At 40.7% G+C, this 26,330-nt stretch carries 31 protein-coding genes; 6 read left to right on the top strand and 25 right to left on the bottom strand.

The annotated features are described in order from the left end of the window. Position 1: 1 nt before the first annotated feature. The 7 genes from JI665_RS21160 to JI665_RS21130 all read right to left on the bottom strand — a co-directional run bounded on the left by JI665_RS21160 (position 2) and on the right by JI665_RS21130 (position 6,812). Positions 2 to 481 carry a hypothetical protein gene (locus JI665_RS21160; RefSeq protein ID WP_206843776.1) on the bottom strand — a complete coding sequence of 160 codons (480 nt, stop codon included), beginning with the start codon at positions 479 to 481 and terminating at the stop codon, positions 2 to 4. Between the two features lie 241 nt (positions 482 to 722). Next, the gene (locus tag JI665_RS21155) at positions 723 to 1,223 is read right to left on the bottom strand and encodes an RNA polymerase sigma factor (protein ID WP_197249428.1); all 501 of its coding nucleotides are present in this window, start codon (positions 1,221 to 1,223) and stop codon (positions 723 to 725) included. Between the two features lie 16 nt (positions 1,224 to 1,239). Beyond that, positions 1,240 to 3,459, bottom strand: a complete 2,220-nt coding sequence (locus JI665_RS21150; RefSeq protein ID WP_244671271.1) for a sensor histidine kinase — start codon at positions 3,457 to 3,459, stop codon at positions 1,240 to 1,242. Continuing rightward, positions 3,437 to 4,129, bottom strand: coding sequence for a response regulator transcription factor (locus JI665_RS21145; protein WP_206843773.1), 693 nt, complete (start codon positions 4,127 to 4,129; stop codon positions 3,437 to 3,439). The genes JI665_RS21150 and JI665_RS21145 overlap by 23 nt, the downstream gene beginning before the upstream one ends. Before the next feature lie 240 nt (positions 4,130 to 4,369). Further along, complete coding sequence (dnaN, locus tag JI665_RS21140; RefSeq protein WP_206843770.1) at positions 4,370 to 5,491, bottom strand: DNA polymerase III subunit beta; 1,122 nt, start codon at positions 5,489 to 5,491, stop codon at positions 4,370 to 4,372. A gap of 32 nt (positions 5,492 to 5,523) precedes the next feature. Beyond that, positions 5,524 to 5,979, bottom strand: coding sequence for an NUDIX hydrolase (locus tag JI665_RS21135; protein ID WP_206843768.1), 456 nt, complete (start codon positions 5,977 to 5,979; stop codon positions 5,524 to 5,526). Further along, positions 5,976 to 6,812, bottom strand: a complete 837-nt coding sequence (locus JI665_RS21130; RefSeq protein WP_206843984.1) for a pentapeptide repeat-containing protein — start codon at positions 6,810 to 6,812, stop codon at positions 5,976 to 5,978. Before JI665_RS21130 ends, JI665_RS21135 begins: the two co-directional genes overlap by 4 nt. Positions 6,813 to 6,971: 159 nt before the next feature. Here JI665_RS21130 and JI665_RS21125 point away from each other — a divergent pair, with 159 nt between their 5' ends. Then, on the top strand, positions 6,972 to 7,313 hold the full coding sequence (locus tag JI665_RS21125) for a hypothetical protein (RefSeq protein ID WP_206843765.1): 342 nt from the start codon (positions 6,972 to 6,974) through the stop codon (positions 7,311 to 7,313). Positions 7,314 to 7,349: 36 nt separating this feature from the next. Here the strand turns inward: JI665_RS21125 and JI665_RS21120 are convergent, their stop codons facing one another. Continuing rightward, a complete protein-coding gene (locus tag JI665_RS21120; protein WP_206843763.1) occupies positions 7,350 to 8,138 on the bottom strand; it encodes an aminoglycoside adenylyltransferase domain-containing protein in 789 nt (262 codons plus the stop codon). A 225-nt stretch (positions 8,139 to 8,363) separates the two neighbouring features. Here JI665_RS21120 and JI665_RS21115 point away from each other — a divergent pair, with 225 nt between their 5' ends. Further along, the gene (locus JI665_RS21115; protein WP_206843761.1) at positions 8,364 to 9,293 is read left to right on the top strand and encodes an ABC transporter ATP-binding protein; all 930 of its coding nucleotides are present in this window, start codon (positions 8,364 to 8,366) and stop codon (positions 9,291 to 9,293) included. Further along, positions 9,253 to 10,416 (top strand): ABC transporter permease, encoded by a 1,164-nt coding sequence (locus JI665_RS21110; protein WP_244671270.1) that lies wholly within the window; start codon positions 9,253 to 9,255, stop codon positions 10,414 to 10,416. Before JI665_RS21115 ends, JI665_RS21110 begins: the two co-directional genes overlap by 41 nt. 84 nt (positions 10,417 to 10,500) lie before the next feature. On the opposite strand, the gene JI665_RS21105 is transcribed toward JI665_RS21110, so the two are convergent. Together JI665_RS21105 and JI665_RS21100 are read right to left on the bottom strand one after the other, a co-directional pair. Next, complete coding sequence (locus tag JI665_RS21105) at positions 10,501 to 11,514, bottom strand: DUF3231 family protein (RefSeq protein ID WP_206843758.1); 1,014 nt, start codon at positions 11,512 to 11,514, stop codon at positions 10,501 to 10,503. 211 nt (positions 11,515 to 11,725) lie between these two features. Further along, positions 11,726 to 12,892 (bottom strand): TraB/GumN family protein, encoded by a 1,167-nt coding sequence (locus JI665_RS21100; RefSeq protein ID WP_206843757.1) that lies wholly within the window; start codon positions 12,890 to 12,892, stop codon positions 11,726 to 11,728. Between the two features lie 220 nt (positions 12,893 to 13,112). Between JI665_RS21100 and JI665_RS21095 the strand changes: the two genes are divergently transcribed. Further along, a complete protein-coding gene (locus JI665_RS21095; protein WP_206843755.1) occupies positions 13,113 to 13,739 on the top strand; it encodes a metal-dependent hydrolase in 627 nt (208 codons plus the stop codon). A 28-nt stretch (positions 13,740 to 13,767) separates the two neighbouring features. Here the strand turns inward: JI665_RS21095 and JI665_RS21090 are convergent, their stop codons facing one another. From JI665_RS21090 to JI665_RS21075, 4 genes are all read right to left on the bottom strand, one after another. Next, on the bottom strand, positions 13,768 to 14,214 hold the full coding sequence (locus JI665_RS21090; RefSeq protein WP_206843753.1) for a GyrI-like domain-containing protein: 447 nt from the start codon (positions 14,212 to 14,214) through the stop codon (positions 13,768 to 13,770). 401 nt (positions 14,215 to 14,615) lie between these two features. Beyond that, positions 14,616 to 14,825 carry a DNA-binding protein gene (locus tag JI665_RS21085; RefSeq protein WP_206843749.1) on the bottom strand — a complete coding sequence of 70 codons (210 nt, stop codon included), beginning with the start codon at positions 14,823 to 14,825 and terminating at the stop codon, positions 14,616 to 14,618. Between the two features lie 13 nt (positions 14,826 to 14,838). After that, a complete protein-coding gene (locus tag JI665_RS21080; RefSeq protein ID WP_206843746.1) occupies positions 14,839 to 18,057 on the bottom strand; it encodes a DEAD/DEAH box helicase in 3,219 nt (1,072 codons plus the stop codon). Positions 18,058 to 18,179: 122 nt separating this feature from the next. Then, a complete protein-coding gene (locus JI665_RS21075) occupies positions 18,180 to 18,644 on the bottom strand; it encodes a hypothetical protein (RefSeq protein WP_206843743.1) in 465 nt (154 codons plus the stop codon). Positions 18,645 to 18,691: 47 nt separating this feature from the next. Here JI665_RS21075 and JI665_RS21070 point away from each other — a divergent pair, with 47 nt between their 5' ends. Next, positions 18,692 to 18,835: a hypothetical protein gene (locus JI665_RS21070; protein ID WP_206843989.1), complete on the top strand. Its 144-nt coding sequence runs from the start codon at positions 18,692 to 18,694 to the stop codon at positions 18,833 to 18,835. A gap of 42 nt (positions 18,836 to 18,877) precedes the next feature. Here JI665_RS21070 and JI665_RS21065 read toward each other — a convergent pair whose 3' ends face one another. The 4 genes from JI665_RS21065 to JI665_RS21050 form a co-directional block, all read right to left on the bottom strand. Beyond that, positions 18,878 to 19,498 carry a LysE family translocator gene (locus tag JI665_RS21065; protein WP_206843740.1) on the bottom strand — a complete coding sequence of 207 codons (621 nt, stop codon included), beginning with the start codon at positions 19,496 to 19,498 and terminating at the stop codon, positions 18,878 to 18,880. Positions 19,499 to 19,602: 104 nt separating this feature from the next. Next, complete coding sequence (locus JI665_RS21060; RefSeq protein WP_206843738.1) at positions 19,603 to 20,553, bottom strand: rhodanese-related sulfurtransferase; 951 nt, start codon at positions 20,551 to 20,553, stop codon at positions 19,603 to 19,605. A gap of 134 nt (positions 20,554 to 20,687) precedes the next feature. After that, on the bottom strand, positions 20,688 to 21,713 hold the full coding sequence (locus JI665_RS21055; protein ID WP_206843735.1) for a DUF2332 domain-containing protein: 1,026 nt from the start codon (positions 21,711 to 21,713) through the stop codon (positions 20,688 to 20,690). 15 nt (positions 21,714 to 21,728) lie between these two features. Then, positions 21,729 to 22,292, bottom strand: a complete 564-nt coding sequence (locus JI665_RS21050; RefSeq protein ID WP_206843732.1) for a histidine phosphatase family protein — start codon at positions 22,290 to 22,292, stop codon at positions 21,729 to 21,731. Positions 22,293 to 22,360: 68 nt separating this feature from the next. Between JI665_RS21050 and JI665_RS21045 the strand changes: the two genes are divergently transcribed. Beyond that, positions 22,361 to 22,501 (top strand): hypothetical protein, encoded by a 141-nt coding sequence (locus tag JI665_RS21045; protein WP_169799759.1) that lies wholly within the window; start codon positions 22,361 to 22,363, stop codon positions 22,499 to 22,501. Positions 22,502 to 22,548: 47 nt separating this feature from the next. Here JI665_RS21045 and JI665_RS21040 read toward each other — a convergent pair whose 3' ends face one another. The 7 genes from JI665_RS21040 to JI665_RS21010 all read right to left on the bottom strand — a co-directional run bounded on the left by JI665_RS21040 (position 22,549) and on the right by JI665_RS21010 (position 26,282). Continuing rightward, positions 22,549 to 23,106 carry a GNAT family N-acetyltransferase gene (locus JI665_RS21040; protein ID WP_206843729.1) on the bottom strand — a complete coding sequence of 186 codons (558 nt, stop codon included), beginning with the start codon at positions 23,104 to 23,106 and terminating at the stop codon, positions 22,549 to 22,551. Next, on the bottom strand, positions 23,103 to 23,591 hold the full coding sequence (locus JI665_RS21035; protein ID WP_206843726.1) for an NUDIX domain-containing protein: 489 nt from the start codon (positions 23,589 to 23,591) through the stop codon (positions 23,103 to 23,105). Before JI665_RS21035 ends, JI665_RS21040 begins: the two co-directional genes overlap by 4 nt. Positions 23,592 to 23,613: 22 nt before the next feature. Next, a complete protein-coding gene (locus JI665_RS21030) occupies positions 23,614 to 24,360 on the bottom strand; it encodes a class I SAM-dependent methyltransferase (protein ID WP_206843723.1) in 747 nt (248 codons plus the stop codon). An 11-nt stretch (positions 24,361 to 24,371) separates the two neighbouring features. Then, positions 24,372 to 24,830, bottom strand: coding sequence for a GNAT family N-acetyltransferase (locus JI665_RS21025; protein WP_206843719.1), 459 nt, complete (start codon positions 24,828 to 24,830; stop codon positions 24,372 to 24,374). A gap of 14 nt (positions 24,831 to 24,844) precedes the next feature. Next, positions 24,845 to 25,504 (bottom strand): hypothetical protein, encoded by a 660-nt coding sequence (locus tag JI665_RS21020; protein WP_206843718.1) that lies wholly within the window; start codon positions 25,502 to 25,504, stop codon positions 24,845 to 24,847. A 13-nt stretch (positions 25,505 to 25,517) separates the two neighbouring features. Next, a complete protein-coding gene (locus tag JI665_RS21015; RefSeq protein WP_206843716.1) occupies positions 25,518 to 25,670 on the bottom strand; it encodes a hypothetical protein in 153 nt (50 codons plus the stop codon). 90 nt (positions 25,671 to 25,760) lie between these two features. Beyond that, positions 25,761 to 26,282 carry a DinB family protein gene (locus JI665_RS21010; protein ID WP_206843714.1) on the bottom strand — a complete coding sequence of 174 codons (522 nt, stop codon included), beginning with the start codon at positions 26,280 to 26,282 and terminating at the stop codon, positions 25,761 to 25,763. Positions 26,283 to 26,330: the final 48 nt, after the last annotated feature.

Here is a 26,330-nt window from a genome sequence, read left to right as displayed (position 1 = left end):
TTCAATACTTTTTATGTAAGAAACTTTTCTGCTCTAATAAAAGCATAAATTTATAAAATAAAACGAGAGACAGCAGAAGAAATGGATCAACCATAATCGAATACCATATCTTCCATGTGCCATAGTTAAAGAAACCCCATGGTTCGGGAAGCAGAGCCGCCATTTCATATAGGATAATTCCCGCAACAAAGAAAAGCAGATAAACCATTTTTTTAAGAACGCCTTTTGAAAAAGGGAATCCATTCAAAAAAATGATGTTCACCGGCGGAATTAAAAATAACCTCGGCAGCAAACCTACCCATTCAACACCTGGAGAAAAGTACCAATAATGATGATGTTTAAATTCAACAATTAAATCAAATAACATCTGAAAAGCAATCGTAAAAGTCCAGATTTGCAAAACTTGGCTGGGAGTCATTTTATTATTTATTTTGAAGGCAGCCATATTAAAGGCGATTATTGAAGCTATAAGTAAGATCATATCTATTCCTTATATCTCTTTCTCGAAAGTTTTTATTATTATTTCCTAATTCGGCCGTCTGCTATGCAAAAGCATATAAGACAAATAACCGTGAAGAAAACAAGAGTTTGAAAAAGTCATAATGCCATCCGAACCAATATCGATAAGAAGTACGGGTCCATTGGAACTGAGTGCAGGATGGGTAAAATATAAAAGAGAGCAAGCGGCCGATCTTATTGGCCAATTGCTCTCTTTTTCGTTATTATGCGCCCATTTGCACCATCATTTTCAGCTGCTTTCGAGCCCTGAAGATCCTGGTTTTTACAGTTGATGGATTTAAATTAAGCATAGCCGCTATTTCCCTTTCCTTTAATCCCCGGTCAATTTTCAGCAAAAGAATATCTCTATAGCTGCCTGTCAGCTGCTTTACGGCTCCGGTGATTTCTTCAGCAGCAAAGCCGGATTCAACTTCCTGCTCGACATTCTGTTTCGCAGCTACACCGAGGCATTCCAGCATGTCCTGCTCCATCGGCACAGCAGCCTTTCGCCTTTCTCTTCTAATAACATCCAGGGCGGTCCTTCGGGCAATGACAGACAGCCATGCGCCCGCTTTTTCTTCATCGATAATCGTTTCCGCTTTCTTCATGGCTTTAATAAACGTTTCCTGAACGATATCCTCCGCAAGATAAGCGTCTCTTGTCATCGAGAAACATATATGATAAAGGCGTTTATAATGACACGTATACAGCTCGGTAATATCCATAATTCATCCTCTTCCCTTACTCCTCTATATTCAGTGAAATGCTCACCTTGAACAAGTCACCATCTGTATCTATTTCAAGATTTCCATCATGAAGATCTATAATCGATTTGGCGATGGCGAGGCCAAGACCTGAACCATCTGTATGCCTTGATTTATCTCCTCGTTTAAAACGCTCGAACAGTTCTTCACTTTGATCGTCTAATTCATATTTAGAAACATTTTTAAACGTTATAACTGCCTGGCCTTTCACTTTCGTTATCGCTATATAAACCCGTGAGTTTTCCAATGAGTATTTCAGTATATTGCCAATTAAATTATCAAAGACTCGCCAGAGCTTTTGACCATCTACAAATGCGATTGCCGGATGATCAGGCTTGGTTACTCTGAAATGAAGGTTAGATTCATTAATCGCGTTATTATGCTCCGCGAGAGCCTGCTGCAGCAGCTGGACGAGGTCCACTCTTTCTTTCCTAAGCTCGATATTGCCGCTTGCCATCTTTGAGACCTCGAATAAATCATCAATTAAAACTTTTAATCGTTTTGACTTTCTGTCAATGATTTCAAGGTAGGCTGAGCGATCTTCTTGTGAAACCTCACCTGACTTCAGAAGCTCTGTATACGTAATAATTGAAGTCAATGGTGTTCTTAAATCATGGCTGACATTTGTAATCAGCTCCGTTTTCAGCCTTTCGCTTTTTGCCTGCTCGCTAAGGGATGTTTTTACGCCCTGCTTCAATACATTCATATTTCCTGCGAGTGAAGCGAGAACACCTTTTCCTTTAACCGGCAGATCCTGTCCCATGTGACCCGTTGCCAATTCATTTGCGGTGTCGACAATTCGGTTGAAATAGCCTACGCGCCTGATTAGTGCCATAAATAGCGGAATACCAGCAAGCGCTAAGACCATTACATAAAACAGGGCAAATAGCGGATGGAAGAACATGACAATGGAACCCATTCCCATTCCAAAGATAATGATTAAAACAACAAACAGCTGAGTTCCTGTACTCCGGTTTAAAAAGGCTTCCTGCAGGCTGGATTTCAAACCACAAGCCGCTCTATAAACCAGACTCTTTCTCAAAATTGCCTTTGCTTTTTCCCAGTCTTTAAATTCATCAGCAATATATTTCAGCTGCACAATTGTCAGACCGCAAAGAACCGATGCTCCCAGAAGCACAATAATCAATTCAATAATACGCGGCAGGATATTGTAGGAGTCTATTAGAAAATCATTTATCAGAAAGAGCGCCAAAATGCTGCCCATTACAGCAAATCCCAGAAAGATTATTCTTAAGTCTATAGGCAGCTTATTATATAAAGGCTCCCACCTTTTAATTTCAGCTGATAGGGCCTTTGACTTTCTGCCAGCAATCAATGCAGCGATAACGGCCAAAACAGCTGAGCCGCCATAAACGAATAATACAATCTGCTTTTGTTTGAATTGATTATTTTGGTCAATGAACATATTTGAATCAGGAAGATTTTTATCCAGGCCTATTTGACCCTTAAAGTAGCCTGATTGCGATTCTGTCAGCGACTGTTCATACTCCTCATATCCCCCCATGATAAAATGAAGGAAATAATTTTTGTCCATGGTGTAGTCGGTATGATATACCATCTCTTTTTTCATTACTTCATCCGGAGACTCATTTTTGGACAAAGTTAAATTGGTGTACACTTCACCAGTAGCAGTGTCCTCAAAATAATAGGTAAATGAATCCTCATAAAAATCGTACTGATCCCGCAATTGTTCTTTTTCCTTGAAAAACTCTTCTATTTTTTCTTCTTTTTCTTTCATTACCTTAGGCCGTACGTGTTCATCACTCTCAAAGTTCTTCGTAATATCTTCGATTCTTTTGTTCATCTGATCGGTCAAAGCCTTGGCAAATTCATTATTTTCAGTGTCCTTTGCCTCTTGGATTCTATATTCATATTGGTTTCTAATATTATCTATTTGTTCAGGCAGAGTACCATAACGATAGCGATGTTCATTAATGTCCTCTTCCGTCACCTCAATCGCTTTCTTGGCTTCTTCCAGTGTGATGTTATTCAGTTCAAACATTTCCAGGTATCCGGCATACTGATCCAAGTCGCTTCTGAACTGATTTGTATGATAATAGTCAGGGTTCGCATATTCCCTTCCGTTTATCAGAACAGATAAAACGCCGCTCGCTCCGAAAGCAAATAAAACCGTTATCATCGCAATGATGAATTTATTTTTCCATCTTGTATCCAATTCCCCATACCACCTTTAAAAATCTTGGATTCTTCGGATCGATTTCAATTTTTTCCCGGATTTTCCGAATATGGACTGCAACCGTATTTTCTGCGTTATAGTACGGCTCGTTCCATACCCGTTCATAAATTTCATTAATGGAAAATACGCGCCCGGCATTTGTCATTAAAAGTTCCACAATTTTATATTCGATCGGAGTCATTTTCACTGGCTCGCCATTAACACTCACTTCTTTTGCTTCCTTATCCAGCATTAGACCGTTCAGATCGATCACCTTTTTAACTCCTTCAAACGTTCCGAATGTCACATATCTTCTCAGCTGCGATTTCACACGGGCAACCAATTCCATGGGATTGAAAGGCTTGGTCACATAATCATCAGCTCCAACCTGCAGCCCCAGGATTTTATCTGTATCCTCTGTTTTGGCGCTCAGAATAATAATCGGGATGTTTTTCTTTTCGCGAATTTTATATGTAGCAGAAATGCCGTCGAGCTTTGGCATCATGACATCCAAAATGATCAGATGCACCTGGTTCTCATTCAATATCTCCAGAGCTTCGATTCCGTCTTTCGCCTTCAAGACGGTAATGCCTTCATTTTTAAGATAAATTTCAATGGCATCTCTTATCTCTTTTTCATCATCTACGACAAGTACATAATAGTTATCCATAATTCCCCTGCTTTCAAGGTGCTCTTTTCATATTTTTATACTAAACGCAAAATCTTAACATTAATGTAATAGAAATCTTAAGAATTTCTTAAGATTGAATCTGCATTTCTTAAGTTTGACATCCCTTCTATTTTATAATGGATGGAAATGGAAATATAGACTTGAAATTGTAAGCCATAAAAAAGCACCATCCGCCAGCTGACCTTGCTGGTGAATGGTGCAAAAGATTAATTACAGCTGTTAATACGAACGGACGGGCGAAACAAGCTGAATATACGACCCGTCTCTGAAAGGCTTGACTATAACAGGCTTCATTGAACCGCTGAAGCATAAAAGAACATACTCTTCCTGTATAGCTTTTAGGGCATCCATCAAAAAGTTTCCATCAAGCGATATGGATAGTTCCCGCTCGCCAATGATTTCTAATAGAGGCTGTGTTTCTTCAATTTTACCAATGGCAGAGGAAACAGAAGAAATTTTCAATGTTTCTTCCTTTATCTCCAAGAGGACATTGTTATTCTTCCACTCGAGGGCAAACAGGCAGGCGCGGTCAATTCCCTTTAATAGTTTCTTTGCATCCAGTTTTATAACTGTTTTCGCTTCATTAGGGATCAGTCCTGTTACATCAGGATACTTGCCTTCTATAAGCCGTGAGCAGAGCATGATTGAATTTGTTTTGAAAACTAAATAGCTCTCAGATGAGAAGATTTGTATTTCACTTTCGTCCTGATGAGCCAATAGCTTTAAAAGTTCCTTAAGGCTGGAGCCGGGAACAATGAAAGACCCTTGGGAAGCAGAAACGATTCCTGTCTCCAGAAATGCTAATCGATGTGAGTCAGTTGCCGCACACGAAAAGTGATTTTCTTTAACAATCATATGCACGCCTGTGAGCACCGGCCTTGTATCATTCTTGGAAACTGCAAACACGGTCTGCTTTATCATTCCCGATAATTTAGCAGCTGAAATTTCGATCCCGTGCGAATTTTCAATTTCAGGAAGTTTTGGATACTGTTCAGCTGGAAAACCATTAATATATGTGATAATTTCATCTGATATGATTGTCACCTTATGCTTTTCATTGACTTTGATATGTATATCACCAGGCAGCTTTTTAATTAGCTCTGTCAGGATTCTGGATGTTACTACAACACTCCCGGTCTTTACTATTTCCAGCCCTTCTGCAGCAGCAGGAATGACTTTTTCAATCACAATATCAGAGTTGCTTCCGGTGAGTCTTAAAAGGTTCTCACTTGCAGTCAGCTTAATCCCGGTTAAAATAGGAAAAGGTGTCTTGGCAGAAATTGCACTGCTTACTTCTCCAACAGCTTTATTAAAATAATCATTCTTAATTTTAAACTCCATTCATACCCCACCTAATTTTTTCGATTCCCTTATCAGCTTAACTTTGTTTGAAACAGTTCTAATGGATAAAGTTTATCAGCTTTTACAGCATCATGGATTTGCCTTATGACTTTGGCATCGCGAAGCTCCTCGTCTTTCAAGCTATTAAGGTTTGACAGGTTCACCCACGTGCTATCGGCAATTTCCTCTTCCTGAAGATGTAAAAAGCCCCCTCTAATTTGAGCGATAAAATGAAATAAGATGACCTGATGGTTCGTACTGCTGATAAAGTTATAGATTCCAGTGGTATGGGTCAGGTTTACATCCAGGCCCGTTTCTTCTTTAACTTCTCTGCAGGCAGCCGCAAGGATATCTTCCCCTTTTTCAACATGGCCAGACGGGAAATTCCATTTATTCTTTACTGTGGCTTTATTCTCTTTTATCATCAGCACTTTGCCTTCTTGTATAATTGATGTGCTGACAACCAGCACGATTTCGTTCTGTGTCATTCGGTTTCTCTTCTTTCCCTTTTATTCACCCAATGCTGCGGTTTCTGTATACCCTTTGGCAGCTTCGTATACATATCCCCTTTTGCTGAATTAACCTGAGCCTGTGTTAGAAAAATACTTCCCATTAGATTGGCTCCGCTTAAATTTGCGTCCCTAAAGTCTGCACCAATAAGATCCGTGTATCTTAAGTCAGCTTTGCGAAGGTCAGCTGCAATAAATAAGGATCCTCTTAAATTCACTCCGCAAAACACCTCACCGCTTAATTTGGCTCCGATAAAATCTCTTCTGCCGCTATATTTTTTCGCGGATTTTTGATTCAAACCAGAGTTCTTCCTGGCAAACTCACTGGCTTTTAGAAGCAGCTTATTGACTTCTTCCCTATGTGCCTGGACATCAACAGCCATAATTAAACCCGGTTCCATATTAGTTAAATCCTCTGTTTTGTCCAAAATTTCTCTGACTTCACCATGAATAGGCTTAGCGGCTTCCAAATGTAGAATTTCTGTTAAGTAGAAAAGCATTTCATGAAGCTGATGCATAATTGGAAACACATCAAACATCTCTTTCTCAAGTCCGGGATAGCTGCGCCAGTCTCTATTCTTAAAAGTGTGTTGTGATACTTTTTGGCCTGCTCCAAAGCATTCAAATGAGGTGCATCCTCTGAAGCCTTTTTCCCTGAGGTCTGCATGTATTTGACAGCGAAAATCAGCCTGCAGATTGTGGCAGGGCTTACCTGCTTCCTTATCAAAAGCAAAGTCAGCAGATTTTGCATATGGCAGGGCCACACAGCAAAGCCCGAAACAATTTTCACAATCGGGTATTAAATTACACATTTGTTTAGGCAAAACGCGCACATCCTATCGTTCAAAGTACAGGAAAGATTTCAGCAATATTTTATCATTTGCTGCTGTTCTTGACTTTCCTGCCATTAATGTTTATTCTTTCTGCAAATGGAAATTATTCTTAATATCTCATTATTAAGGAGTGACTTCATGTCAAGGAATAAATATAAAGAAAAGGCAATGAGTGCCGTAAGCAAGCTAAAATCCAATCTTAAAGGGAAGCTTTATGAAATGGCAGACATTCCTTCCGTTACTGTTAAGCAGCTCTCAGATTTCATCCTTCAGCATCCCGACACACAAATAACAAAGAAAGAACTCCTTGGAAATACTTACACTTTTTATCATCTAAATGCGAATGATGACTTTCTGTATATGGAAACAATTAATGAACGGATTCTTCAATTGGATGGATCCTCACACGGAAAAAAATTTGTCTCTTATCGATCCTATCGGGATAGCCATAACTTGAACACACCAATGAGGATGACATAGCGGCCTCACTGAAGTGAGCTTCATATCAAGGGAAGCTCACCTGTTTTTGATTGCTGCTGATTGGCTGATAAGATATTTTGACAGCTTAATAGTCTCTTCAATTCGATCACGCTTTCTTGCATAATGTCTCTTTTCCTCACCTCTGCGAATATTGATGGCATCCACTATGATTGGGTGCCATTTTTCCGGCAAATGCTTTAATGAGTACTCCCCGGCCCCTTGCTTAGAGATAATATCCTTCTCTCTCAATGTGTAAAACTGGCGCAATAGGCCGAGCACCGTCCATTCAACTTCTTTATCAATCTCAGAGTCGTCTATTTGTGTAAGTTCATCAATCGATTTCTCGAATGTCCGGATTCGATTTGCCCAATATGTATTCATGTTCTCGTAAGTGTATGAAACCAAATCATTGTCATTTATCTCTATAGCCGGAATAGCCCCATAAATGGCAATTCCCTTCCTTTTTAAAAGCCACCAGGTGACCGGATTCAGGAAGTGTCCATAATTCATTGTCCTGTTATTATAAAAGAAACATTCACCAAGCGTTCCCAGGTCATTTTGAGTTAAATAAACCCCATCCATCTCAGGAAACTGATATTTGTCTGCTATTACCCTATGAATCTCCTCAGCCTTTTTCAATTCTGTTTCAGTTAAACCGCTTTGTGTAACCGCAATAAAATCAATATCGCTTGATCCTTCCACAAAAGCATCCAGTGCAAGCGATCCGTGCAAATATAAGCCTGCAAGCTGATTGGGCATATATTCATTTACTAAATGTATGTACTCATTTAATAAATCTTCAACCACTTTTGGAAGTTCTCTCATTTTCACTTCTCCCCTAATTTCTGATAGAAAAAGCCTTTCACATATCATTTTAAAACACAGCAATCTTCTTTTCTATATCGGTTCGTCCCATATTATGGAACAAGGATCGATATATTAAGTTTACTAAAAAAGTGAATTTTTTCAAAATTAGTAACGTATTAAATAGAAGGTTAGGAATTTTGCAGGATAGAGACATCCAACTTGTCATGAAAGCGGGGAAAATGAATGACTGTGTTAAAGGTAAGGAATCTACAAAAATCCTTTGGCCAAATAAAGGCTGTCCAGGATATAAGTTTCTCGGTTAATGCCGGGGAAGTCTTCACGATTATCGGTCCAAACGGAGCTGGCAAAACGACTACACTGGAAATGATCGAGGGCCTTGTTTCACCCGATAATGGTGAAATACAGTTTGGCGGGCTCGATTGGAAAAAGCATGCAGTGTCAATAAAGAAGAAAATTGGCGTCCAGCCTCAGTCGAGTGCCATGTTTGATTTATTAACACCCGAAGAAAACCTGAACCTTTTTGCTTCCTTTTACGACGATGCCCGACCAACGGAAGAAATACTGGAAATAGTCAATCTTACTGAGCACCGCAAAAATCATGTAAAAAAACTTTCAGGCGGCCAGAGGCAAAGACTTGCCATTGGACTGGCGCTGATTAGTGACCCTGAAATTATATTTCTGGATGAACCGACTACCGGCCTTGATCCACAGGCCAGAAGAAACATTTGGGATATCATTCTTTATCTTAAAGAACTAGGCAAAACGACCATCCTTACCACTCATTACATGGAAGAAGCAGAGAAATTAAGTGATCGTGTATGCATCGTGGACCAGGGGAACGTGATTACACTTGACTCCCCTTCCGCACTCATAGAGAAACTTACAGATGAACGGGAAATAAGATTGAGTTTTCTAGATGGCGAAGGTGCCGCAGAGGATGCTGATATATTCTCGAAGGATCTGGAATCCGTATCCAGAACGGAACGGGAAGGGGCAACTCTGAAAATATGGGCAGCAAAGCCTGAAGAAACCCTTTTGGACTTATTTAAGTTTACAAAAGAAAAGTCATACGGGGTGGAACAGGTCTCCATAAGGGAAATGAGCCTGGAAGATGTGTTTATTGCGTTTACCGGCAAAGAATGGAGGGATTAAGATTAATAGATTCAATCAATTTAAGATGATGTTTTTGGCACAGCTGAAATTAACTCTTCGAGAAAAACAGGCATGGTTCTGGGGCATCTTCTTCCCGGTTATTTTATTGGTTATATTTATGGTCATCTTCAGCGGAAATTCGGATGAAAAGTTTAAAACTGAAGTGGCTGTGGTGGATTCAAACCCGAATCCTGCTTCAGAGATGATGCTTACACAAATCAGCGGACTTCCCGTTTTTGAAGTCAAATCAGGTAAGCCTGTCACAAGGGATAAAGCGGAGGAATGGGTAAAAGATCAGGAAGTGGCTGCCGCCATCATCCTGCCGGAGTCAGCAGAAGCTTCCTCTGTTTTCCTTGTAATAAATAAAGAAAATGAACAGGGTGCAGCAGCCCAGGCCATTTCCGGCATACTGGATAAGTTTGTCCAGCAGGCCAATTTAATGGCTGCAGGTGCTTCTCCGAAATATGATCTGCAATATGAATCGATTACATCAGGCACCAATGAACTGGATTATACAGATTTCCTTTTAACCGGGATGATTGCATTATCCATTGCCCAGGGCGGCATGTTTGGCATGGTGGATCTGGTGGAAATGCGCAGAAAAGGGTTAATCAAAAGGCTGCGAATGACACCGGCAAATATGGGCATCTTCGGTTTAAGCGATATGGTAATGAGGCTTTTGTTCAGTATTGTTCAGATTATCCTGCTTTCCTTAATAGGAGTCTTCGTATTTGGCGCCAATCTTTATATAAATCCTTTTACCTTGATTATCGTATTCCTGATAGGAGCTTTATCCTTTAATGCACTTGGCTACTTCTTCTCATCTTTCAGCAAAACAACAGAAGCTTATATGGGAGTAGCCAATATCTGCAGCTTTCTCATGATGTTTTTAAGCGGAGTGTTCTTCCCAATTGAAACGATGCCTGAATGGATCCAGCCAATATCAAGCATCCTGCCGCTGACCTATTTTGCTGAAGGCTTACGGGAAAGCATGGTGTATGAAACCGGCATTGCTACAGCAGCACTTTGGGCAGGAATAGGCGTGATGGTGATCTGGGGAGCAATCACCTTCCTTTTGGGATCGCTGCTTTATAAAAGAAAGGCGATTGCAGCAGATAGATAAACATAATGTGTCCGGCTGCCTATAAACAGGCGGCTGGACCTCATGGCTATAAACATTTGAGGAACCACCTAATACTTGGCCCTCTCAAAACTTTTTCTTTGACAAATCTTCATGGTCAGTTGCCATAGGCGGTTTTTCGAACCATCCTTGTTCTATTAGGAGATTCATCCCGTCTTCTGCCAGCAATCCAATTTCAACAATCATTCGTGCATAGCTTGCTGAAATATCCCTCCGCTGGGCCATGGACATCGCTTCCCCATAATAGCCTATAGAAGCAGATAGGAGGGTTGAGATATGATACATCATAAGTTTATCAGAAAAGGGGGGTATCGTGGAATCCGTTACCTCTGCCTCAAAAGTCCTCGGGATATTCAAATTCGACTGCGTTAATATCCCGGATAAAACTTCAAGATGTTTGCGGCATATTTGTCTGCTTCTCTCCATATATTTTTGAACATCTTTAGATTGGGCAACTTGTCCAAATCCGAGTTCCAGAACAATTTTCATCATCGTTTTCTGCATATTCACATAAATTCCGCTGATTTCAATCGCATTTATAGGTCTCCGCTTCCCGAACCATCCAGTTAAGTAGCTCTGTCTCTCTACAAAGTCAATCTCCTGTTGGTTGTTCAATATCGGCGGTTTGACAATTACTCCTTTGTGAATCAAAACATCTGAAGAACGATCATGTAATTCCATCGTTTCATCGATAACCTGCCTCATATACTTCCTAATATCTGCCCGGGTAGCATTGCCTAAGGCACCTGCATATCTTGTCCCCCCATGTATAGCCATAATATGTATGTATACCCCCATATAAATATCAGTAAATAATAACGGGGCATCCACATGAACATCTTTGTCAGTAAAACCAACAGGTATAGGCTGATTCTCTCTAGATAAAAACCCTTTAATTTTTTTTATGTGGCTTTCTGATAATTTAAGGGCATATTCGAGTACCTTACGGACCTCTTTGTCCTTTACATGGTTTAAGAAATACCGCAGGATACAAACAGCAAGACTATCATTCACATATTGGGACCAAAGGGTTGCGTGTTCAGCTGCAGTAAGCTTGTCTTCATTATTTCCGCCAGGCATATCTTTCCCTCCAGCACTTTGTCTGATATATTCTTTCCCGCCCTTCTCTGATTTATTTAAAAAATTTCCTGCTTCATATTTAGTGCGATAAGAGGTTCTTCTCCTATTACCTTAACCCTAAGACACTCCAAACTCGTTTAGACCATGCTAAAAAAATGATTCAAAGAACCAAAAAGGTGAAACCACCTGGGTTTCACCTCAAACTCGCCAATCATAAATTTTCAAAAAACACTCTGATTACATCAGCTCCCCCAATAAAGGTACCCAATGAGCTTCCCAAATTGGATAGAACAACAATTAATAAAATCCGGCTTACTTTGTTTCTCCAGAATCCTTTAACACTGAATACATCTTCAGTTAAGGTTTCAAAATCCCTTACATTCGGACGCCGCATATAAGCCTGAGTCAGTCCGGCAAACCAGCCTGCTGCAAGAAGGGGATTCAATGATGTAATTGGCGCTGCAACAAAGGCAGTTAAAATTGTCAGCGGATGTCCCATTGCAATGGCAGCCCCCAGTGCTGACAAGGAACCATTCCAGATAATCCAGCTGATAGTCTGTGCAAGACCCGCAGAAGGGTTTGCGAAGAATGTATAGGCGATTATGGCTAAAATAAACACCGGAATACTCCAGCCAATGATCTTTGGAACATTGGATTTTGGAGGACGCTCAGTCAATTTGGCCATGTCCTGTTCTTTTTTGATTTCCTCTTTGATCCCCGGTACATGGGCTGCCCCAAGCACCGCTACTATTTTTTCTCCTGGTGCATCTTTAATTTTTTGTGCCAGGTATTGATCACGCTCGTCAATGAGCGGTTTCTTTAATCGCGGAAAACTATCTGTAAATTCATTTAGAATCGCATTTATCGTATCCTGATTTTTCATTTTCTCAAGTTCTTCTTCAGTTATGGTATCTTTGCTGAAAATACTTGCTATTACTTGACTTAGAAGCAGGGATTTTCCTTTTAATCCGAGGTTGCCCCAAATCCTGGCAAAGGTAATCTGGATATTCCGGTCCGCCAGAACAAGCTTTGCCCCGGCAGCCTTGGCTGATTCAATTCCCTGGATCATTTCCTGGCCGGCTTTAATGCCGAATTGGTCAGCCATGCGGTTTTGAAAGGATGAAATCGCCAGATTCATTAAAAGCAGTGATGCCTTCTTCTCCTTAATGACCTGAATGATATCCATTTCCTTCCACTTGCTGCCTTCTGTAATCGACTGATATCTCTGTTCATCCAATTCCACGCAAACAGAGTCAGGCTGTTCAGCCTCAATGACTTCCTTCACCTGTTCTGCACTGTGCTTTGAAACATGTGCTGTTCCTACCAGTATGTATTCCTTGCCATTTAAATGAATCCTCGTTATGTTTTCCTCTGACATAAATACCTTCCTTAGATACAAATTCTAATATGTATGCTTATAGCTCAATGTATTGATTATACCATGAACTGTTTTAAGTATGCCCAGGATAATTAACTGCAGAGGGAATTTAGTCCTGAAATAAAAAATAATTTATTAACCTCTAAACAGAACAAATGTTTTGATATAATATAAGAATGCATGAAAAAAATGCAAATATCTCATAAAGGTGGAAATTATTTTGAATGGCACCGCCCATGCAGCAATAGGAGCAGCAGCAGGATACGTGGTTGCGAACACTGTTCATGCCAGCCCATCCACAACTCTATTATTAGTAGGACTGGGGAGCGTTTCTGGATTAATCCCGGACCTCGACATTGATGGAAAACTTCGTGACCGGCTAACACTATCACATGAAGTCGTTCGGACTGTTGCCCAAATCATAGGAATTTTAATGATCATATATAGCTTCTATGAAGGCTCGCCGAAAGAGAAATGGCTGGGAATCGCTATAGGAATCAGCATGACCGCCATTTCTGCGAAAATCAGGCAAAAGCATATGCTGACCATTACGGGAATTGGCGTCCTGGCGGGAGGCATCTCTTTGCAGGAACTTTGGCTGATATTATTTGGGATTTATATATTGATAGCTTCCTTCGTTTCCCACCGCAGTTATACACATTCTATCCTGGGTGTTATTTTTTTCGGATTCATCTCTGCAAAATTTGAAGCATCGCTTGGCATAGAGGGTGTATTTTATACATGCCTCGCCGGTTATATAAGCCATTTGTTAGCCGATATTAAATTGCTTCCATTTAATAAAAGGGGAATAAAGCTTTTTCTCCCGGTTTCGTCGAAAGAGATCTAAGAAAGGCAGCCGCTCAGAGTTTGAGCGGTTAGTTTTTAATTGGAATATATACTTCTACATCCTCATCCTCATTTTCAATAGGATAATAAACTTCCAAAATATAATGATCAAAGGACTCACTCTGATAACCCTGCTCATTAATCCAGTTAGTTAGCCGCGCATACAAATCGCCCATCTTAGCTGCCTTCCCTCTAATGGATGCATACTTATGCTGCACCTCCAAATACTCCATCCCATCTGGTAATGTATCAGCTTTTTCACGAACTAAGTAACCGGTAAAAAATATTCCTTCTAAGTGGGCTTCCCCTCTCTTAGGTTCATAAATGGACACTTCAATTCCGCTGCTATGCTGTACAAGGTGTCCCTGCTTCAAGAAGTTCTGAGCTGCTTCAGGCACCAGATGGGCATATTCCTTAAAAAGACCCTTGCTCCTTATGACCGTTGCTTTAAACTCCTGCGAAACAACTTTACACATTATGAATCCCTCCAAATTATTAATACTAAGGATTTCTCTAACTTTTGGAAAATTCCTCCTTTAGTCTGATAGATTAAAAAGGAATCTTTCTAATAGATTGTTGTTTTTGCCCATGAATTCAGCCCGTTGATTTCAGCACGGGGCACTTGCTTTCCGCGGGGCGTGCGGTGAGCCTCCTCGTCGCTTTGCGCCTGCGGGGCCTCACCTGTCCCGCTGCTCCCGCAGGACACTGAATAAACTTCATCGAACCAACAACGCACGAAGGAAATGCGTCAGCATTTTCGAGGATCAAGTGCCCACAGCGAAGATCAACTCAGCAAATTAAACTAAGTAATTAAAAAGCACCAAAATATACGAAAACAGCATAAAAAAGACGCGTCTCAAGAGTCGCGTCTTCCGTTCTAAACTTTAAATGTCAAACCTCTGTCTGCCATTGCCTTGCGAAGTTTTGCCATGGCATTTGGTCCCATTCCGTGAAGTTCCAGCAATTCTGCTTCAGAGGCACCGGCTAGCTGTTCCAGTGAAAAATAGCCCGCTCCCTCAAGTGCACGCACTGCTGGCTTTGCCAGCTTTTCAGGGAAGCTGCTCCCCTTCAGATTATTTTCAGGCATGGTATTTCTCCTTTTAGATCATTAATATTTCGCGTATATCTTCTTCCGTCAGTCTTCCGGCTGCACTTTCATTCGAATCGATGATTTCTTCAATTAAGTTTTTCTTTTTATCCTGAAGTTCATTCATCTTCTCTTCGATGGTGCCTCTCGACAATAATTTTATTACCTGGACAGTATTTTTCTGTCCTATGCGATGAGCCCGATCGGCTGCCTGTTCCTCAACGGCGGGGTTCCACCACAAATCATATAAGATGACTGTATCTGCACCAGTCAAATTTAGACCCGTACCGCCTGCCTTCAATGAAATCAGGAAAAAGTCGCGCTCTCCCTCATTAAATCGGCGGCAGATTTCCACCCTTTCCGCGGAAGGTGTCTGTCCATCCAGATAGAAAAACGGCAGATCCAGAAGGGCAAGTTCCCGGCCAATAAGATCAAGCATTTTAGTGAACTGCGAAAAAATAAGCACTCTTCTTCCAGACAATCTGGATTCTTCGATAATTCTTTTGAGCTGTTCAAATTTTGCTGAACTCCCTTTATATCCATCCACAAATAAAGCAGGGTGGCAGCAAATTTGACGGAGCCGTGTCAAACCAGCAAGGATTCTTATGCGGTTTTTTCTGAGTGTATCTTTATTTAAATGCTTTAAGGTATCTTCTCTCAGTTTTGCCAGGTAAGCTGCATAAAGCTTCTTCTGATCCGGCAGCAATTCAGCAGAATCAATAAGCTCCATCTTTTCAGGCAGCTCTGAAAGAACATCTTCTTTCAGCCTCCTGAGCATGAAGGGACGAACCCTTCTGGCAATCGTCTTCCTTGTTAAATTTCCGTAATCCTTTAAGCCGCCAAACAATTCAGGGAAGACGACATGAAAAATAGACCACAGTTCCTCCGCAGAATTTTCAACGGGTGTGCCTGTTAAAGCAAAGCGATACTTGGCGTTAATTTTCTTTACTGCTCTCGCTGTTTGGGTTACCGGATTTTTAAATGCCTGTGCTTCGTCGAAAAAAACCGTGTAAAAATCCTGCATTTCATACCATTTAATATCTTTAAGCACCAAGGGGTAGGAAGTAATCACCACATCAATGCCAGATAAATCCGTTTGAAGCTCAGCCCGTTCATTTTGAGTTCCATCGATGACAATTGCCTGGATGTCCGGTGTGAACTTCGTCAGTTCGCTTAACCAGTTATATGTTAAGGATGAAGGGCACACAATAAGTGCAGGACCGGTATAGTCCCGAATTTCCTTAAGGTCAGACTGAATAAAAGCAATGCTTTGCAGCGTCTTCCCCAGTCCCATATCATCAGCCAAAATGCCGCCAAATCCATAATGCGCCATTGTCTTTAACCATTTAAAGCCGTTTTTCTGGTATTCCCTCAAAATAGGATTCAGGAATTCCGGCACAGGAATCTGGAGGCATGATGGATTCTGAAGCTCTTCTAAAAACTCCCTGAAGGATTCCTCATGGCGGAACATCTCCTGATCACTAGCTGCCTCCAGCATTCTAAGACCAGATACAATCGGCATGTTCAAACCGCTCTCCAGATCCTCAGCCTGTTGGGGCACAGCTTTCAGAAAACGCTGGATTTCCTCAAATTCTTTTGTTTCCAAAGAAAGGAGCGCGCCATTTTTCAGGCGATAGAATTTCCGTTTCTCCTCAAGTGCAAATAATACATCCCGTATCTCCTGATCAGCTATGCCGGTCAATTCAAACTTGAATTCCAGCCAATTCGTCCGCTCTTTTTTCATTTTTATCCGTATCTGCGGTTTGGCATTCTCCCTGAAAATACGATTTCTGACAGAAGTAGTGGCATATATTTGCACCAGTTTTTGCAGTTTAGGGACAACATGATAAAGGAATTCATATTCCAGCTCTTCATTTTGCAGAAAATAGCCGCCATCCGTCTTTGCAAAGGAGCTTTCCTCCATAAGCTGAAGGATCTCATCCTCTAATTCCACATCTCTAATAATCCGCGTGCCGCCTTTCGGCTCTCTACTTTCAAGCGGATTGATCACGATATTTTCATAGTGAAATTCAATTCCTGCCAGAAGCCGGTTCCGCAGGCGATCTAAGTATAGCTTGGCAACCAAAGGTGTTTTCATAAATTTTTGTGACATGTCTTCAGAAATATGGACATCCCCCAGCTTTCTCAGTCCAGGGACAACTTTTTCCAGAAACAGTTCCATTTGTTCAGCAGCAACCGGAATCTGTCTTCTCCCGGCTGACTCCAGCATTTGTGTTAAATCATATAAACGCTGGCAATCTTCTTTATTGAGCGTGATTAATTTGCCGCCAGATAGAACAGCATAATACGAATCCAGGATCAGCATTCGATCCAGGCCAAAAACATTTAAATAACATTTCTCTTCTTTTTCGCTAAGCTCAAACCTTAAAGGCAGCCGTTCCTTTGAAAAGGCCATCCTTTCAAATGTCTTTCCCATTATCTCAAGCCTTACTTTCTCAGCGAGCGCCAAAACAGGCTTCAAACGTTCCCACGATGATGGAGGGATTAAGAGCATATGCTTGGTCGCAGTATAATCGAAATCATCCATTAAAGCCTTTATATAAATGGATTCATCGTGTATAAGCTGTATCAGCTGCTGAAGGACTGCATCAGCCTCTGGCGGGAAACAATGCAAAGCGGGGTCATAGGTAAAAGACAATGATAATGGGCTTGGCTTCCCCTCTTTTACAGAGTGAAGAAATTGCCGGATATCAAGGACAGCGAGTTGACCGATGGTACATTTTACTGCTAGCAAATAATGCCCCTTCCCCAAATGAACAGGCACACATGTGAATTCTGGATGGAGCACCTGCCTGTTTTCAAAATGAAGCTGGTGTCCGCTTGACCTTCTTGGCTGTTCACTGAAAAGTGTCATGAGACCATCAGTTAAGACGTGTTCGGGAGAAACCCTAAGGGTGACTGCTGAATCCTTTATCATAGGCGATCTGTGCTGCTGCATATCATAAATTGCCAGCAGCACAGCCGCTGCATGCTGGCATTCTTTATCAAACGAAGCCAGCTTTGGACAGCTGCACAATATCTTAAAACTGTTTCCGGATGTTTTCTCGACCGAAACGAAAAAATCTTCACCAGCAGATACTGTTGCTTCACAAATCTCCTCATCGTAATTATTTATTGTTACCCTCTTATTACGGAAAAAAGCGTCCCCTCTTTTGAAGGAGACAGTACCGCACATTTCTTTTATTAATTTGTGAGTCAATTTAATATCCACAAACGTTCTCCTTCCGGGAATATGTATTACTAAATTGTATCACAGTCATCTGCCATAAATCATTTCATCTAACACAAAAAAGGGAGAGCAAATCCCCCTTTTAGAACATCATTTATACACTGTTATTTAAGTTCCCCTTCCAGCCTTGTAATCAGCTTATAGAATTTGAGTATCAATATTAGCAGCAATGGATCGACTAATGCTGCATGCCATATTCTCCACCAGCCATAATTAAAATATCCCCAGGGCTCGGGCAATAAAGCGATGACTTCATACAGCAGAATGGCAACTACCCAAAAAATAATATAAGAAAATCGTTTAATAAGATCTCCTCTGAAAGGATACCAATTCAGAAACATCATATTTACTGGGGGAACCAGTACAATATGTGCCAGCAGTCCTCCCCAATTTGGCTCTTTGTCAAAGTACCAGTATCCCCAATATTTAAACTCAATCATGACATCAAATATCAGCTGAGCTGAAATTGTGAATGTCCATATATGTAAAATTTGATTCTTAGTCAGACGTTTTTTTGTTGTAAATGCAATGAAATTAAAAAGAATGGCAGCTATTATCAGTCCAATCATGAGCAGAATCCTTTTTATTTGTTAATGTCTCATAGCTGGCTATTATTATGCATGATTTGGTAACATTATTCATATACCAATTCTTATTAGAAGGAGATCTCGATGGAGTGCTCATACTTTCGAAGTATCTTCCGGCCATTGAAAAGCTGCCAAAAGGCGGGCCGCTGACAAAGGATCAATTAATCCAATAAAAAAACTGCTTTAACCTATTTTAGAGGTTAAGCAGTCCCTTCTTAAGGCTGTTTCTCAAGTGCCAATTTAATGCCAAAGCCCATTAAAACCACACCAGAAACTCCTTGAATTGCATTATTAACAGAAGGTTTTTTCAGCCAGGCCCTGAAGAAGTCGATCAGATATACATAGAAAAAGAACCAGATGATTGTAATAAGACTATATATTAAGCCCATCGCAAGAAATTGCGCAAAGTGATTCCCTTCCGTACTTAAAAATTGGGGAAAGAATGTTAAAAAGAACACAGCTACTTTTGGGTTGGACACACAAGTAAAAAATCCTTGCAGAAAATGCGATTTGTTCTTCTTATGCTTTCTATCCGTATCAGCTGGTTCTTGCTTATTCGATAGAGACTTTAACGAAACGATGCCCAAATAAATAAGATATAGCGCACCAGCATACTTAATAAAAGAAAAAATGTAAGCAGACTTTACAATTAATGCCGATAAGCCAAATACCACAGCCATTGTATGGACCATCAGCCCAGCGACAGATCCGAACATCGTTTTAATGCCGCTTTTTTTCCCGCTAGAAATCGTGTTTTGTATTAAGATTCCAGTATCAGGTCCCGGCAAAATGACAAGCAGAAACGACATAAACAGAAATAACAGTAAATTCTCCATATCCCACCCACCTCATAAAAAATTTTAAGAATATTATATCAGTTTTTATGAAATTTCCAATAAAAAAAAGCAGTTTTCCTAAAGGAAAATCTGCTCCAAATTTCTTACGCTCTTACTTTTTCTAATCTTTCTTCCACTTCTGACTCGGAAAGACCGTGTTCAGCTACATAACGGTTCCTAGGATGCGTTCGGCATTCATCAGAACAGCTGCGCATATATTTATGCTCATTTTCTTCAGAGCATAGGATTTTCTTATTGCATGCAGGATTTGCACAGTTGACATAGCGTTCACAAGGCTCACCTGTGAAGTAGTCCTTGCCTACAATTACATGCTCCTTTTGGTTAACAGGAACGCCAATGCGGTCATCGAATACATAAAGCTGACCGTCCCATAGCTGTCCCTGTACTTCCGGATCTTTTCCATAAGTGACAATTCCTCCGTGAAGCTGTGCTACATCTTCAAATCCTTCCTTTACAAGCCAGCCGGAGAACTTTTCACAGCGGATGCCGCCTGTGCAATACGTAATGATCTTTTTATCGCCAAGCAATTCTTTATTCTCACGCACCCAATCCGGCAGATCGCGGAAATTTTTGATATCCGGCCTGATCGCCCCTCTAAAGTGGCCAAGATCATATTCATAATCATTTCGTGCATCTAATACAATTGTGTTTTCATCCTGAAGTCTTTCGAAGAACTCCTTTGGCTCCAGGTATTTGCCTGTAACCTCGTTCGGGTTCACATCATCTTCAAGGCGAAGAGTTACAAGCTCGGGACGTGCACGAACTTTCATCTTAGGAAATGCATGTCCATCTGCTTCATCTATTTTGAAAACCATCTCCGCAAAGCGCGGATCCTGCTTCATTGCTTCCATATACCGGTCTGTCTGTTCCACTGGTCCGGAAACAGTCCCGTTTATGCCTTCACTCGCAACAAGAATACGCCCCTTAAGGCCCAGCTCATCGCAAAAAGCTTTATGCTCCTTTGCGAACTCCTCAGGGTCCTCAATAGGAACATACATGTAGTAAAGTAGAACTCTGTATGGTTTTTGACTCATTTGTATTTCCACCTATCACTTAATATTTGCAAGATATATCTGTTAATAGGTTAAAACAATATATACTTACCTAGATAAGTATAACAGATGATGTCAAGTTTCAAAATTTCAGCGGTACGAAATAATGATGCAGCTTAAATCAATTCCCATGTGAACCACTTTCCATGTCCCTCTGTTTGGCCGACTAATTTCTTGTGCTCCTTGGAATCCAGATAATAATCAAGATGCAGATTCCGGTCCTTGATATTGTTATAAAGATGAAAGATATCCCTGCTTTGTCCGCTTGCTTTTATTTTTGCAAGCAGGTTCTCTTTTACTTCTTGGGGCATTTGATTCGCCACATGGGTGTGGAAAACACAAATTGAATGTTCTTCAGGTATTCCTTCAATCAAAATTGGCAAAAGCTCAACTCCATCTCCTTCAATCAGGCTGATTGGATTTGCTTTAACACATTGGGCTGCTTTTTCGAATAAAGTTCTTCTTTCATAGTGTTCTGGCCAGATAAGTGATTTCAGCCATAGAAAATCTTCCCCATTATTCAGGTCATTTATATGCAGATCAACTCCAGTTCTTGAAGCTACCGGCGGCATTTCTGGCGGTAAAATCGGAACATGGCCTCCTTTTATTTCAGAGGTTAAATGAACGTTCGTGCTTGGATTCCCAAATGTTTTTCCTGTTCCATAAGAGTATCTGTATTTATCCCAAAGAAGCTGCAGGCCTGCGCTTGTCCCAATTTCAATCAAGGCCAGGGGCTTTTTGGTTTGCTGAAAGATCCAGGCAAACACCGGGTACAAGTAAGCACAGCGCCTGACTTCGTTCGTCTGGACTAATTTTGATTTTACTATTTCTTCAATTTCCCGTGAATTTATCCTGCAGAAATCTTTAAAGCATTTGAAAGATTCCAGAGCGTTCCTTGGATTCTCCACTAAACTTGGATAGAATTCCTTAAGATCATGCTCTTTCCCGCTTAAAAGCAGATAATGAATGGCCCCAAGAAATAAATTCGGCACAGGCTGGCCTTCTCTCGCTTCAGATGCCAAACACAGCAATTCTTCATCCTCTGCAATCTTATAAGACAAGAACTCATAAAGCCCGCTCGATCCGTGACATTCATATTGTCCAAATGTTTTAAATCTGGATGCCAGATTAGGTTTTACCATTCTCCTTCCCCTCCTTTATAAGATGTAGGTATCTGCATTCCAGTGCTTTGAACCTGTTTTTCTCTTCCCAGCCCATCCGGCTTTTTGAAGCTCCCTTGCAATTAAAAGGTTGAAAAAACCGTGACCTATGAGAACGGCAAAGTGATGTTCTTTTGCAATAGAGGTTAATGTTAATGATGCTTGCTTTGCCCGCAGCTTTGCATCTCTGTATGATTCACAGCCCTGTGAATCGCCGCATAACCATAGTAATCTTAATAAAACAGCCCAGGTATTTGGCCTTAATCTCATACCAGGAAATTTACCGGCAGGTATGGGGAAATCAGCTTCCCTGAATAATGGATCTGCTTGTATTTTCGCAGATGGATTTATGCTTCTGGCCGACTCGATTGACCTATTTAAATCACTTGTGAGTAAAAAAGGTGCTGAAATCACTTTTTCTATTACGTCAGCAGGACAAGTCTCACCCTCAAGAATGCCTAAGTGATTGTACCTTTCAACCCATTTTTTAAATTCACGCCTATTCATGCGGTGATTATCCATTTGCGATGACCTGCCATGTCTGATAAGTGTTATTTCCATTTAAAAACCCCAAAATTTATATATTTTTTTCCTTTATGGATAATTTAATTAACATGGAGGTGAATACCATGCGGGAACAAGAATATCCAAACGTAAAACTCGGCGGCAAAAAGGTACACGAAAAAGGAAACGGCGGAGACCAGGTGCGCGGACATGAACAGGAAAACAAAAACGGCACATTTAATACAAATCCTAAATCTGACCTTTAACCAAAATAATGGGACACCCCCATATTGAATGGCGGGTGTCTTTGAATTTATTTATGCCTAGTTTTTCTCATGATGTAATGGAAAAACGGTTCTCCATCAATCTCTATTTCGCCAGCAAGCTTGAATCCGCACTTTCGCAGAACTTTATTGGAACTGGCATTGCTTGTTAATGCAACAGCATTCAGTATTTCAAGAGCCGTCTTTTCAAAAAGAAATCCTATTAGCCCTTTTGCAGCAAGGGTAGAATAGCCTTTATTCCGCCAGTGCTTTGAGATGGCATAGCCAATTTCCCTGTTCGGTTCCGGCAATTCATCCTTTATTCCTGTATTGCAAAAGCCTATAAACTCTCCAGTTTCCTTTAAAATGATCCCCAAATTCAAAAATCCGGCATCTTTCAGGTCTGGCATTGAGGACTTAAATTTTTCATTCGCCGGAATTTCATAATTCTCCATCCAGTTCACCCGCTGTTCCAGTGTAGCCTGCGCACCTGGAATAAACTCATAAACTTCCGGCTGGGAAGTAATTTCATAGAGTGCCTGGACATCCTCCATCCGGTATTCCCGGAGGACTACTTCACCACAGTCAATCATGATTTCTTCCTTCATTTTTTTATCTCCAATGAGTATACTTCCAGTGTGTGTTCTTCGATAAAATCTATGTTTCTTCTATTTTTTACATATTCTAAGATTTGAGCTTTCATATTAGGATACAACACTATATTGGCCAGCTCTGAAAGCGGCACCCACCTAACTCCTGTCTGGTTAGGATCGGGATCTGAAGGCATTTTAGGCAGTGAGCCCTCTCTTAACTGGCATTCAAACATTAAGCCCAGAGAATGTATCTGCCCATACCTGAATTCATTTAAGTGAGGGGCGTATTCATAAACGAATGCCAATGGGCCGACCATCACATCCACAGATGCCTCTTCTTTTGCTTCCCTTTTCACTGTATCAATAACAGATTCATTAGGTTCAGCCCCTCCTGCAGGCAAATTGTAATGAAGGCCTCTTTCATCCTGAAACTCAATCAGCAGAATCGAATTATTTTCGATAATAACTGCACCTGCTCTGACTCTAATATGATAAGTCATTCGGTCTCATCCGCCTTTTCTTCTATAGCTTGCTGCATTTAATAATAAAAGCAGCGGGTATAGCTTTGGTTTTTTCATAGGAATACCAGCGGTTGGTATGCCGCTGAACATCTTCCTCAGTAAGGCTTACGTCTTCAATTACCCTGTCAATCACAAACCCGTTTTCTATTAATAAATTAATATATGTACTTAGTTTATATTGCTGCATAATGGCAGGCTGGTTCCAGGCTATATGCTGATAGGAGCCTTCCTCATGATAGGATTTATCCATAATTAATGCACCATTTTCAGCCTTAATCCGGTTATACATCGGATGTTCCCAGCTGAAAATAAACACCCCGCCTGATTTAAGGTAGGAATGAACATTTTTTAGCGTCTTGTCTAAATTCGTGGTCCATCCAATCGCATAGATGGAAAAAACGACATCGAAATATGCAGCAGGGATTCCCGGATTTTGTTCCATCGGGGATTCAAACAGCTTTACCTGCGAAGAAGAATTTACCAGAAGTTCCTTTGCAGATTCGATCTGCCTGGAAGACAAGTCCAATCCCCATAATTCACCTGCTCCTCGCTCGTCCAAATACTTTAGGGAATGCCCGCTGCCGCAGCCAATCTCCAGCATCTTTAAGCTGCGCACATCTCCGAACAATTGAAGGTCATCTTCAGTTGGCGCTAATGGTCCATATTCAGGCAGCGGATTGCGCCCATAAAACCTTTTAGCCGCTTCATCCCAGCTTTTCTTATTTAATTCCAGTGTTTCATTAATCATAAATAACTCCTTTATACCGAAAAATAGTAAACCTCTTCCTCTCCCCAAATCTCTCCGGTCGGGATAAATCCGAAGTTTTTATACAGACTTCTTGCGTGGCGATTATCTTTATGAACCGTTAAGCGGATTTCCTCGCATTTTGGAAATTTCGTTTTTATCCAGCAGATCATCTCGCCTAATGCTGCCCGGCCATATCCCCTGCCCTGATAATTCTGGTCAATAAAAAAACCGTTTATCCAATACATATTAATCGTGTCCGGTTCATAAGCATGCATGATAAAACCGACCATTTTTTCATTGTCATATATTGAGAATGGGATATATTCTACTGCATCCCCATCTGGTTTAATATATACCTTTGCTAGTGAAACAGCCGCTGATGGAACGAAATCACGCTGCGATTCTTTTACTTTCATCTTAATGACTTCTTCCCAATTGTCTCTTGTGACGGGTTTTAACTCAATGTTCATTAGCTCTACCCCTCTTACAATTTCCTGTTTTTCTTACCAGACTGAATAAAGAGGCTTACATAAGCTGATTCTCCATTTTCAACGTGGTTTTTGATTTTTGACACATCGATCTCTTTCTCAATCCGGACAACCTTAGCTTCGTTTGGGAGCAATTTAACGTTACTAGGATTACCGCTGTTCATCAGTGAAAGCATCTTTACATCCTCTTCAAATAAATATCCGTCATAAAAGCCGATAGTAAAAGACACTTCCTCATTGCTGTAATTTTCAAATGGCAGCTCACAAGTTCCCTGCAAAGTATCTTCACCAATCATTACAAACTTACATTGACTTTCATCTTTTATATAGGAAACGGCATTGATGCCATTTGCCAGCGTTTTTTGATAAGCCTCTGCCAGAGAAGGAGGAAGAAGGGAAACGATGATGATAACGGCAAAGAAAGATCTCAAATGGTATTTTTCAAGTGAACGATGAAGCAATACCATACCCAGGATAAGTAATATGAGAATAAATACTCCTGCAAAATGAAAGCCATCTGCTGATTTGATTGGAATATTTAAAATCGTTATTGCTGTATCACCTAGTGGATTTTCATGCGGAAAAGGAAAGTTTAGAGCCATGGAAATAACGATTAAGACAATTGATGTCAGAAAGAGCTTTTTATTTTTAATCAAGGCAGATCCTCCTTTACTTCTTTTCTGAGGATCCAAACGATGCCCCAAAAGCAGCTCCCATAGCAATGCCCAAAGCCCAATTTTCAAAAAGCATTCCAAAAACTAATCCCAGAGACAGACCAAATGCCATTCCGCTTCCTGAAAAACCCCAATTCATTTTTCTCATCCATTAAACCGCCTTTAAATGTTTTACCTTATATACGAACTAATGGAACTTTAGTTTCATATTTTTGGAAAAAGGCAGTTGGTTATCTTATTAACTCTGAGCAGCCAGCTGTCTTTTTATCACCCGGATTTGCCCGCGATGGCTGATTTCATCCTCCATAACGTGATACCAGAACCAATAGTTATTAAAAGGCACTCCGTTGCTCCACTTACCTTCTTCGTATAGCCAGCTATCCTGTTTGGATGCTAAAAGTTTTAACGTTTTCTCTCTAATTGCTGACAGTTCCTCCAAGTAAAATTCAAGAGGATGGTTATTAATTTCATTCCTCGCTTTCTCTCCCAGCTCATACGCTGCAGCCCATTTTGAAAGTTCTTTGTCGTTAAGATCTCTATTTTCAAAAGTAATAATTTGGTGAACATATTCAACAAAAGCGATATGCTTCAGAAGTGATCCTATTGAATTACTGTTTTCATCAGGAAGAAAATCCAGCTCTTTCTGTGTCAACCCAGCAACATCTTTGAGAGTCACAGACCTGGCATGTTCAAGCATTGATACAAGATTTCCTATTTTTTCATCGTAGCCTTTCATATGCTTAATTCGATAATCTATCACTTTTAAATTCTCCATTCTTCTTTTTTCAGGGAAAAGACTGCCGGGTAG

Source organism: Bacillus sp. NTK034 (assembly GCF_017303275.1).
Lineage (GTDB): Bacteria > Bacillota > Bacilli > Bacillales > Cytobacillaceae > Cytobacillus.
Note: the sequence above shows the minus strand (reverse complement) of the source record. Positions and strands in the feature narration are given on the sequence as shown.

What these genes read in the sequence shown, in the direction of transcription:
- JI665_RS21160 (WP_206843776.1), bottom strand. Translation starts at nt 481, where the DNA reads ATGATCTTACTTATAGCTTCAATAATCGCCTTTAATATGGCTGCCTTC.
- JI665_RS21155 (WP_197249428.1), bottom strand. Translation starts at nt 1,223, where the DNA reads ATGGATATTACCGAGCTGTATACGTGTCATTATAAACGCCTTTATCAT.
- JI665_RS21145 (WP_206843773.1), bottom strand. Translation starts at nt 4,129, where the DNA reads ATGGATAACTATTATGTACTTGTCGTAGATGATGAAAAAGAGATAAGA.
- dnaN (WP_206843770.1), bottom strand. Translation starts at nt 5,491, where the DNA reads ATGGAGTTTAAAATTAAGAATGATTATTTTAATAAAGCTGTTGGAGAA.
- JI665_RS21135 (WP_206843768.1), bottom strand. Translation starts at nt 5,979, where the DNA reads ATGACACAGAACGAAATCGTGCTGGTTGTCAGCACATCAATTATACAA.
- JI665_RS21130 (WP_206843984.1), bottom strand. Translation starts at nt 6,812, where the DNA reads ATGTGTAATTTAATACCCGATTGTGAAAATTGTTTCGGGCTTTGCTGT.
- JI665_RS21125 (WP_206843765.1), top strand. Translation starts at nt 6,972, where the DNA reads ATGTCAAGGAATAAATATAAAGAAAAGGCAATGAGTGCCGTAAGCAAG.
- JI665_RS21120 (WP_206843763.1), bottom strand. Translation starts at nt 8,138, where the DNA reads ATGAGAGAACTTCCAAAAGTGGTTGAAGATTTATTAAATGAGTACATA.
- JI665_RS21115 (WP_206843761.1), top strand. Translation starts at nt 8,364, where the DNA reads ATGACTGTGTTAAAGGTAAGGAATCTACAAAAATCCTTTGGCCAAATA.
- JI665_RS21110 (WP_244671270.1), top strand. Translation starts at nt 9,253, where the DNA reads ATGTGTTTATTGCGTTTACCGGCAAAGAATGGAGGGATTAAGATTAAT.
- JI665_RS21105 (WP_206843758.1), bottom strand. Translation starts at nt 11,514, where the DNA reads ATGCCTGGCGGAAATAATGAAGACAAGCTTACTGCAGCTGAACACGCA.
- JI665_RS21100 (WP_206843757.1), bottom strand. Translation starts at nt 12,892, where the DNA reads ATGTCAGAGGAAAACATAACGAGGATTCATTTAAATGGCAAGGAATAC.
- JI665_RS21090 (WP_206843753.1), bottom strand. Translation starts at nt 14,214, where the DNA reads ATGTGTAAAGTTGTTTCGCAGGAGTTTAAAGCAACGGTCATAAGGAGC.
- JI665_RS21085 (WP_206843749.1), bottom strand. Translation starts at nt 14,825, where the DNA reads ATGCCTGAAAATAATCTGAAGGGGAGCAGCTTCCCTGAAAAGCTGGCA.
- JI665_RS21075 (WP_206843743.1), bottom strand. Translation starts at nt 18,644, where the DNA reads ATGATTGGACTGATAATAGCTGCCATTCTTTTTAATTTCATTGCATTT.
- JI665_RS21070 (WP_206843989.1), top strand. Translation starts at nt 18,692, where the DNA reads ATGCATGATTTGGTAACATTATTCATATACCAATTCTTATTAGAAGGA.
- JI665_RS21065 (WP_206843740.1), bottom strand. Translation starts at nt 19,498, where the DNA reads ATGGAGAATTTACTGTTATTTCTGTTTATGTCGTTTCTGCTTGTCATT.
- JI665_RS21060 (WP_206843738.1), bottom strand. Translation starts at nt 20,553, where the DNA reads ATGAGTCAAAAACCATACAGAGTTCTACTTTACTACATGTATGTTCCT.
- JI665_RS21055 (WP_206843735.1), bottom strand. Translation starts at nt 21,713, where the DNA reads ATGGTAAAACCTAATCTGGCATCCAGATTTAAAACATTTGGACAATAT.
- JI665_RS21050 (WP_206843732.1), bottom strand. Translation starts at nt 22,292, where the DNA reads ATGGAAATAACACTTATCAGACATGGCAGGTCATCGCAAATGGATAAT.
- JI665_RS21045 (WP_169799759.1), top strand. Translation starts at nt 22,361, where the DNA reads ATGCGGGAACAAGAATATCCAAACGTAAAACTCGGCGGCAAAAAGGTA.
- JI665_RS21040 (WP_206843729.1), bottom strand. Translation starts at nt 23,106, where the DNA reads ATGAAGGAAGAAATCATGATTGACTGTGGTGAAGTAGTCCTCCGGGAA.
- JI665_RS21035 (WP_206843726.1), bottom strand. Translation starts at nt 23,591, where the DNA reads ATGACTTATCATATTAGAGTCAGAGCAGGTGCAGTTATTATCGAAAAT.
- JI665_RS21030 (WP_206843723.1), bottom strand. Translation starts at nt 24,360, where the DNA reads ATGATTAATGAAACACTGGAATTAAATAAGAAAAGCTGGGATGAAGCG.
- JI665_RS21025 (WP_206843719.1), bottom strand. Translation starts at nt 24,830, where the DNA reads ATGAACATTGAGTTAAAACCCGTCACAAGAGACAATTGGGAAGAAGTC.
- JI665_RS21015 (WP_206843716.1), bottom strand. Translation starts at nt 25,670, where the DNA reads ATGAGAAAAATGAATTGGGGTTTTTCAGGAAGCGGAATGGCATTTGGT.